Origin of the sequence: Micromonospora sp. NPDC050200 (genome assembly GCF_040656135.1) — a bacterium.
GTDB lineage: Bacteria > Actinomycetota > Actinomycetes > Mycobacteriales > Micromonosporaceae > Micromonospora.
Genome location: NZ_JBFALG010000030.1, coordinates 85,169 through 91,649 on the forward strand (window position 1 = coordinate 85,169; position 6,481 = coordinate 91,649).

Sequence of the window (6,481 nt, forward strand, 5' to 3'; positions counted from 1 at the left end):
GCCGGGCCGTGCGGTGGTCCTACCGTCACATGATGAACCTGGAGCTGCGACACCTGCGGGTGGTCTGCGCGATCGCCGAGACCGGGAGCGTGACCAAGGCGGCGTCCACCCTGGGCCTGGCCCAACCGGCCCTGACCGCCCAGCTCCAGCGCATCGAGCGCACCCTCGGCGGCTCGCTGTTCGAACGCGACCGGCGCGGCGCGCGGCCCACCGCGCTCGGCGAACTGGTGCTGGCCCGGGCCCGGGTGCTGCTGCCGGCCATGAAGGGCCTGCAGGACGAGGCGGCCCGGCTGGCCGGGGCGGACGACACCCTCGGCCGGTACCGCTTCGGCGGGGTGAACAGCCCGATCCTCGGCCGGCTGGTACACCGGCTGGCCGCCGAGCAGCCGCAGGCGCAGATCACCACGTACGCCTCCTGGTCGACCGACGAACTGGCCGCGCTGGTCGCCGGCGGCCGGCTCGACTTCGCGCTGACCGGGGTCTGCGGCGACGCCACCCCGTCGGCCGAGCACGGCATCCGCTGGCGGGAGGTGGCGGTCGACCCGGTGATGGTGCTGCTGCCGGCCACCCATCCGATGGCGCACCGGGACGAGATCGCGCTGGCCGACCTGCGCCGCGAGCAGTGGGTGGGCGCGCCCGGCGACGGCTGCTTCGGCGACTGTTTCGCCGCCGCCTGCGCCCGGGCCGGCTTCACCCCCCGCAAGGTCTACGAGACCGACGTGCGCGGCTGCATGGACCTGGTCGACGCCGGCGAGGGGGTGGCGCTGTGCCAGGCCACCTTCCGCCCGGTCGCCGGCCTGGTGACCCGGCGGCTGGCCGGTACGCCGCTGCGCTGGCGGCTGCTGCTGGGCTGGCACCCCGAGTCGCCCGCCGCCCGGGTCGCCGAGCCGGTGCTGGAGGCGGCCGTGGCCGCGTACACGGACTCCCTGGCGCCGCACCCCGACTACCTGGCCTGGCTGCTGCGGCACCGGGAGTTCGGGGCCCGGCCGGCGCCGGTACGTCCCGCCGGGGTGCGAACGGCCTGACGACGGGTATCTGGCCGGCATGACCGATCTCTTCCCGGCGGCCGACGAGCGGGAACTGCTGCGCCAGGCCGCCGCCACGCACACCGCCGCCTCCCGCGACCTGGAGAACTTTCTGCGCCGGCTGCCGGAGGTGCCCGACCCCGCCGACATCACCGAGTACGCCACCCTGCTCAGCCGGGAGGAACGCGCCCGCGGCGACCGCCAGGCCGCCGCCGACGCCGCCGGGCTGCAACTGCCCAGCATGGAGTCCGAGTAAGCCGGCGTGCCCGCGTGGCAGGTCGCACGCGGGCACGTAACGGCACGGTCGGGTCAGCGCTCGACCAGCACGTCGTGGCCCAGGTCGAGCAGGGAGTGCCGCCACTCGGCGTCGGCGTTGCCGCCGCGGGGCTTCTCGTCCATCAGCGAACGGATCCGGTCGATCGCGTCCCGCATCACCTCGATGTCCTCCGGGGTGAGGTCCACCTTGCGTTTGGTGAGCACCCGCAGGATGTGGCGGCCCGGCTGGGGCAGGTTCAGGTCCGGGTTCGCGCCGAACGACTCCTCCCCCGAGCCCCGGGTCAACAGCCACTGCCGCAGCTGTTCGGAGGGGACGTTCACCTCGGCGTGGAAGTCGTCCCAGATCACCTCGACCTCGGGGTCGAGTCGCTGCTCGCGTACCATCACGCCTCCTCTTCCGGTGGCCCGGACAGCGCCGGGTCCCCGTCGTCGGTCCGCTGCTTCAGGCCCTCCGGCGGCACCTTCACCCGGGCCGGGTTCGCCGTCGGCGGCGCGAGGATCGGTTCGGTGCGGTCGGTCTCCTCGTCGCTCTCCTCCGGTTCCGTCATGTCCTGCCTCCGGGTCATCGGGGGTGGGAGGTCGAGGCCGCGGTGTAGCCGCGCTCCCCGGCGCCCACGTCGAAGGCGAGCTGACCGTCGCGCGCGTCGACGGTGACCTTCTGCCCCGACGCGAGCTGGTTCTCCAGCAGCATCCGGGAGAGCCGGTTGTCCACCTCCCGCTGGATCACCCGGCGCAGCGGCCGGGCCCCGAACTCCGGCTGGTAGCCGTGCTCGGCGAGCCAGTCGACGCCGGCCGTGGTGAAGTCCACCTGGACGTCCTGGGCGTGCAGCCGGCGGCGGGTCTCCTCCAGCAGCAGCTCGGTGATCTGCCGCAACTGCTGGGCCTCCAGCCGGCGGAAGATGATGGTCTCGTCGATCCGGTTGAGGAACTCCGGGCGGAAGTTCTCCTGGAGCCGGCGCATCAGCCGCTCGCGCAGTTCGTCGCTCTCCTGGGTGCTGCCCGGCTCGCCGGCGCCGAAGCCGACCGCGCGCTGGGTGCCGGTGATCAGCTCCGAGCCCAGGTTGCTCGTCATGATCAGAACGGTGTTCTTGAAGTTCACCGTCCGGCCCTGGCTGTCGGTGAGCCGGCCGTCGTCGAGCACCTGGAGCAGGATGTTGAACACGTCCGGGTGCGCCTTCTCGATCTCGTCGAGCAGCACCACCGCGTACGGGCGGCGGCGTACCGCCTCGGTGAGCTGGCCGGCCTCCTCGTACCCGACGTAGCCGGGGGGCGCCCCGACCAGCCGGGAGATGGTGTGCCGCTCCTGGAACTCGCTCATGTCGACCCGCACCATCCGGTCGGCCTCGCCGAAGAGCGCCTCGGCCAGCGCCCGGGCCAGCTCCGTCTTGCCGACGCCGGTCGGGCCGAGGAAGAGGAAGCTGCCCATCGGCCGGTTCGGGTCGGCCAGCCCGGTACGCGAGCGGCGCACCGCCTCGGCCACCGCGGTGACCGCGTCGTCCTGGCCGACGACCTTCTCGTGCAGGTGGCCCTCCAGCCGCAGCAGCCGGTCCCGCTCCTCCTCGGTGAGCTGGCTGACCGGGATGCCGGTGGCTCGGGAGACCACCTCGGCGATCTCCTGCGGGCCGACCGAGGGGACCTGTTGGGTGCCGTCGTCGCCCCGGGCGCGGCGGAGCTGCTCCTCGATCTCGGCGAGCCGGTCGCGCAGCGTGGAGGCCCGCTCGTACTGCTCGTCGGCGACCGCCTGTTCCTTGTCCCGGCGCACCTCGTCGAGCTGCTGCTCCAGCTCCCGCACGTCGGCGGCGGGGGTGCGGGTGCGCAGCCGTACCCGCGCGCCGGCCTGGTCGATCAGGTCGATCGCCTTGTCGGGCAGGAAGCGGTCGGTGACGTACCGGTCGGAGAGTTCGGCGGCGGCGACCAGCGCCTCGTCGGTGAAGCGGACCTGGTGGTGCGCCTCGTACCGGTCGCGCAGGCCGCGCAGGATGGTGACGGTGTCCTCGACGCTGGGCTCGGGCACGAGCACCGGCTGGAAGCGGCGGGCCAGCGCGGCGTCCTTCTCGATGCTCTTGCGGTACTCGTCCAGCGTGGTCGCGCCGATCACCCGCAGCTCGCCGCGGGCCAGGGCCGGCTTGAGCATGTTGGACGCGTCCATGCCACCCTCGCTGCCGGCGCCGCCCGCGCCGACCAGGGTGTGGATCTCGTCCAGGAAGATGATCAGCTCGTCCCGGTGGGCCCGGATCTCGTCGATGACCTTCTTCAGACGTTCCTCGAAGTCGCCCCGGTAGCGGGTGCCGGCGACCAGGCCGGGGAGGTCGAGCTGCACCACCCGCTTGCCGAGCAGGGTCTGCGGCACGTCGCCGTCGCAGATCCGCTCGGCCAGCCCCTCCACGATCGCGGTCTTGCCGACGCCGGCCTCGCCGATCAGCACCGGGTTGTTCTTGGTACGCCGGGACAGGATCTCCACGGCCTGCTCGATCTCGTCGGCCCGCCCGATCACCGGGTCGATCTGGTCGTTGCGGGCCAGGTCGGTGAGGTCCTGGCCGTACTGGTCGAGGGTGGGGGTGCCCCGGTCGGGCTTCGGCCCGGCCATCGGTCCGCGTTCGGCGCTGGCCGCCTGCAACGACTCGGGCTGGATCCGCCCGGCGGCGAGCATCCGGCCGGCCGGCGACTCCGGGTTGAGCGGCAGCGCCATCAGGATGTGCTCGGGCCCGATGTAGTTCGCCCCCATCGCCCGGGACAACTGGTGGGCGTCGAGCAGCGCCCGCTTCGCGGCGGGGGTGAGCGACAGGTTCGGCGGCACCTCACCCCGGGGCGCGCCGTCGCCGCGCCCACCGAGGGCGTTGACCAGGGCGTCCGGGTCGGCTCCGGCCCGGCGTACCAGGTCCCGCAGCGGCTCCCGCTGCAGCGCCGCCCAGAGCAGATGGTCGGTGTCCAGGTCGTTGCTGTGTTTCTGGGCGGCCCGGCGGGCCGCGTCGGCCAGCATCTCCCGCGCGTCGGCGGTCATCAGCCGGGTGATGTCGACCCGGTGGGCCGGTCGGCGTCCACCCTCACCCCGGCCGAAGTACCGGGCCAGGAACTCGTCCCAGGGGTCGGAGCCGAACTCGCCGGGTCCCATCATGTCTGTCCTCCGCAGTCGAGGCGCGGCGCGGTCGCCGGGGCGACACCGCGGGCGGCACGGTCGCCGGTGGCTACCCGGCGGCCGGCGCGACAAACGCCACCGGATGGCAGGCTGGGGGCATGGACTCCCGCCCGCTGCTGATCGTCGACGGTGCCAACGTGGTCGGTTCCCGGCCGGACGGCTGGTGGCGGGACCGGGCCGGCGCCGCGGCCCGGCTGCGCGACGCCCTCGCACCGCTGGCCGACCGGGGGCTGCCGCCCGAGCTGGCACCGCCGGTGGAGGTGGTGCTGGTGGTGGAGGGCGCGGCCCGGGAGGTGCCCGGGGTGGCCGGGGTGCACACGGTGCCGGCGCCCGGTTCGGGTGACGATGCCATCGTGGCGCTGGTGCGCGAGGCGCCGGGCCGGCGCCGGCTGGTGGTGACCTCCGACCGGGAGCTGCGCGACCGGGTGGCGGCCCTTGGCGCCGAGTTGCACGGCCCCCGCTGGCTGCGCGGGCACACCGACTCCGCCACCTGACCCCGCGCCCCGGCCCGGCCCGAGTCGGGCCGGGCGGTCGGTCCCGTGGACGGGACCGGGGGATCCCCTGGCGGGACCGCCGGACGGGACGGCAGAAACCTTCCCGCACGTCAGGACCCATGACCGGACACCAGGGCCGTAACACCGACAGTGCGGATGTTCTCTACCCGACGGGCATGCGTTGTAATGGACGTCTCCCCGCCCCCAGGAGGTCACCGTGGCGAGCGTCGCCGAGCTGAAGGCAGCCATCGAGGTCGCCCTCCAACAGATCGGTGACGGGCAGACAGCCGTACAGGCGGCCGGCGAGAAGCTCTCCGAGGCGCAGCAGACCCTGGCCGGGGCGCTGGAGGGCAGCGGGCACGAGACGGTGGAGGGCGCGCAGGCCTCGCTGACCCAGGCCGGCCAGGAGCTGGAGGAGTGTCTCGCCGCGACCCTCGTCGCGGTGGAGCAGGCGCAGCTCTACGTCTCGACGCTCTGAGCCGGCGGCCGTGTCCATCATCGAGGACGTCGGGGCGCAGGTGCGCGCCGCCGCCGAGGAGCTGCCGCTGGCGCCGCTGGCCCAGGCGCTGGAGAAGTTCGGCCAGGCCACCGAGCGGCTGCGCTGGGTCCGGCAGGAGTCGGCCAACCCGATGGGGGTGCCGGAACTCTCCGCGGCCACCGAGCACGCGGAGGCCGCCGGGCACGCGTTGCGGGTGGCGCAGGAGCAGCTGTCGGCGTACCTGGCGGCGATCGGGCTGGCCCCCGACGGCGCGCCACCGGCGGCGCCGGTCCGCCGCGAGCCCCGGCACGACGCGCCCCGCGCGGACGCCGTACCGCCGGCCGGCCCGCCACCGCAGCCGCCGGCCGACCCGACGGTCAAGCGCTGGTGGTCGGTGCGGGTCGCGGAGCTGACCGGGGGCCGGGAGGGCCCGCCGGACGAGCCGGACGAGCGGATCGCCGACTCCCGGGAGCTGCTGCGCCGGGTGGTCACCGGGGTCCGCTCCGGCGACCGGGACCGGCTGCACCGGGAGCTGCGCACCGCGCACGCCGACATCGGCCTGGGGCTGGCGGCGGTGGCGCCGCCGCTGCTGCGCGACCTGGCCGGGGAACTGCTCGGGCACCCGCCCCGCGCCGACGACCTGGGCCGGCTACGGCGCGAGCTGGACGGCCGGGTCCGCGACCTGCTCCCCGGGCTGCCGCCGCCGGTGCTGGACACGCTGCTCACCCGGCTCTGTCGGATGCCCCCGCCACGCGCCGGCGAGCAGCCGCACGCCGCCGATCCGGCGGTCACCGCCGGGGTGCTGACCGGGGTGCTGCTGGCCCGGCTGGGTCGGGACCTGCCCCGCGACGAGCCCGAACCCCGTCGGGCGCCGGCCGCCGCCGCGCCGGTCTCCGGCCACCGGCCGGACGGTGGGCACCGTGGCTGACCTGCGCAACCAGCTGGTGACGCGGGTGCGGGGGATGCTCTCCGAGGCCCTTGGCGCGACGCGTACCCGGCTGGCCGGCGCCGAGACGGAGCTGACCGCCGCCCGGGAGCGGCTGGTCCGGGTGCGGCGGGCCGCCGCGGCGGT

8 protein-coding genes are annotated in these 6,481 nt (G+C 75.0%); 5 read left to right on the forward strand and 3 right to left on the reverse strand.

All coding sequences use genetic code 11. The features are described from left to right. Positions 1 to 32: 32 nt before the first annotated feature. Positions 33 to 1,025 carry a LysR family transcriptional regulator gene (locus AB0I41_RS20685; protein WP_357109799.1) on the forward strand — a complete coding sequence of 331 codons (993 nt, stop codon included), beginning with the start codon at positions 33 to 35 and terminating at the stop codon, positions 1,023 to 1,025. 19 nt (positions 1,026 to 1,044) lie between these two features. Then, a complete protein-coding gene (locus tag AB0I41_RS20690) occupies positions 1,045 to 1,281 on the forward strand; it encodes a hypothetical protein (protein ID WP_357109802.1) in 237 nt (78 codons plus the stop codon). Positions 1,282 to 1,334: 53 nt separating this feature from the next. On the opposite strand, the gene AB0I41_RS20695 is transcribed toward AB0I41_RS20690, so the two are convergent. The 3 genes from AB0I41_RS20695 to AB0I41_RS20705 are packed head-to-tail and all read right to left on the reverse strand — an operon-like array spanning position 1,335 to position 4,416. Next, positions 1,335 to 1,685: a DUF3140 domain-containing protein gene (locus tag AB0I41_RS20695; RefSeq protein WP_357109804.1), complete on the reverse strand. Its 351-nt coding sequence runs from the start codon at positions 1,683 to 1,685 to the stop codon at positions 1,335 to 1,337. Then, positions 1,685 to 1,849, reverse strand: coding sequence for a hypothetical protein (locus AB0I41_RS20700; protein ID WP_357109807.1), 165 nt, complete (start codon positions 1,847 to 1,849; stop codon positions 1,685 to 1,687). The genes AB0I41_RS20695 and AB0I41_RS20700 overlap by 1 nt, the downstream gene beginning before the upstream one ends. A gap of 14 nt (positions 1,850 to 1,863) precedes the next feature. Beyond that, on the reverse strand, positions 1,864 to 4,416 hold the full coding sequence (locus AB0I41_RS20705; protein WP_357109809.1) for an ATP-dependent Clp protease ATP-binding subunit: 2,553 nt from the start codon (positions 4,414 to 4,416) through the stop codon (positions 1,864 to 1,866). A 119-nt stretch (positions 4,417 to 4,535) separates the two neighbouring features. On the opposite strand from AB0I41_RS20705, the gene AB0I41_RS20710 reads away from it, so the two are divergent. From AB0I41_RS20710 to AB0I41_RS20720, 3 genes are all read left to right on the forward strand, one after another. After that, on the forward strand, positions 4,536 to 4,931 hold the full coding sequence (locus tag AB0I41_RS20710) for a hypothetical protein (RefSeq protein ID WP_357109811.1): 396 nt from the start codon (positions 4,536 to 4,538) through the stop codon (positions 4,929 to 4,931). Between the two features lie 217 nt (positions 4,932 to 5,148). After that, positions 5,149 to 5,409 carry a hypothetical protein gene (locus AB0I41_RS20715; RefSeq protein ID WP_357109813.1) on the forward strand — a complete coding sequence of 87 codons (261 nt, stop codon included), beginning with the start codon at positions 5,149 to 5,151 and terminating at the stop codon, positions 5,407 to 5,409. Positions 5,410 to 5,419: 10 nt separating this feature from the next. Next, positions 5,420 to 6,337, forward strand: a complete 918-nt coding sequence (locus tag AB0I41_RS20720) for a hypothetical protein (protein WP_357109816.1) — start codon at positions 5,420 to 5,422, stop codon at positions 6,335 to 6,337. The last annotated feature ends 144 nt before the right edge of the window (positions 6,338 to 6,481 follow it).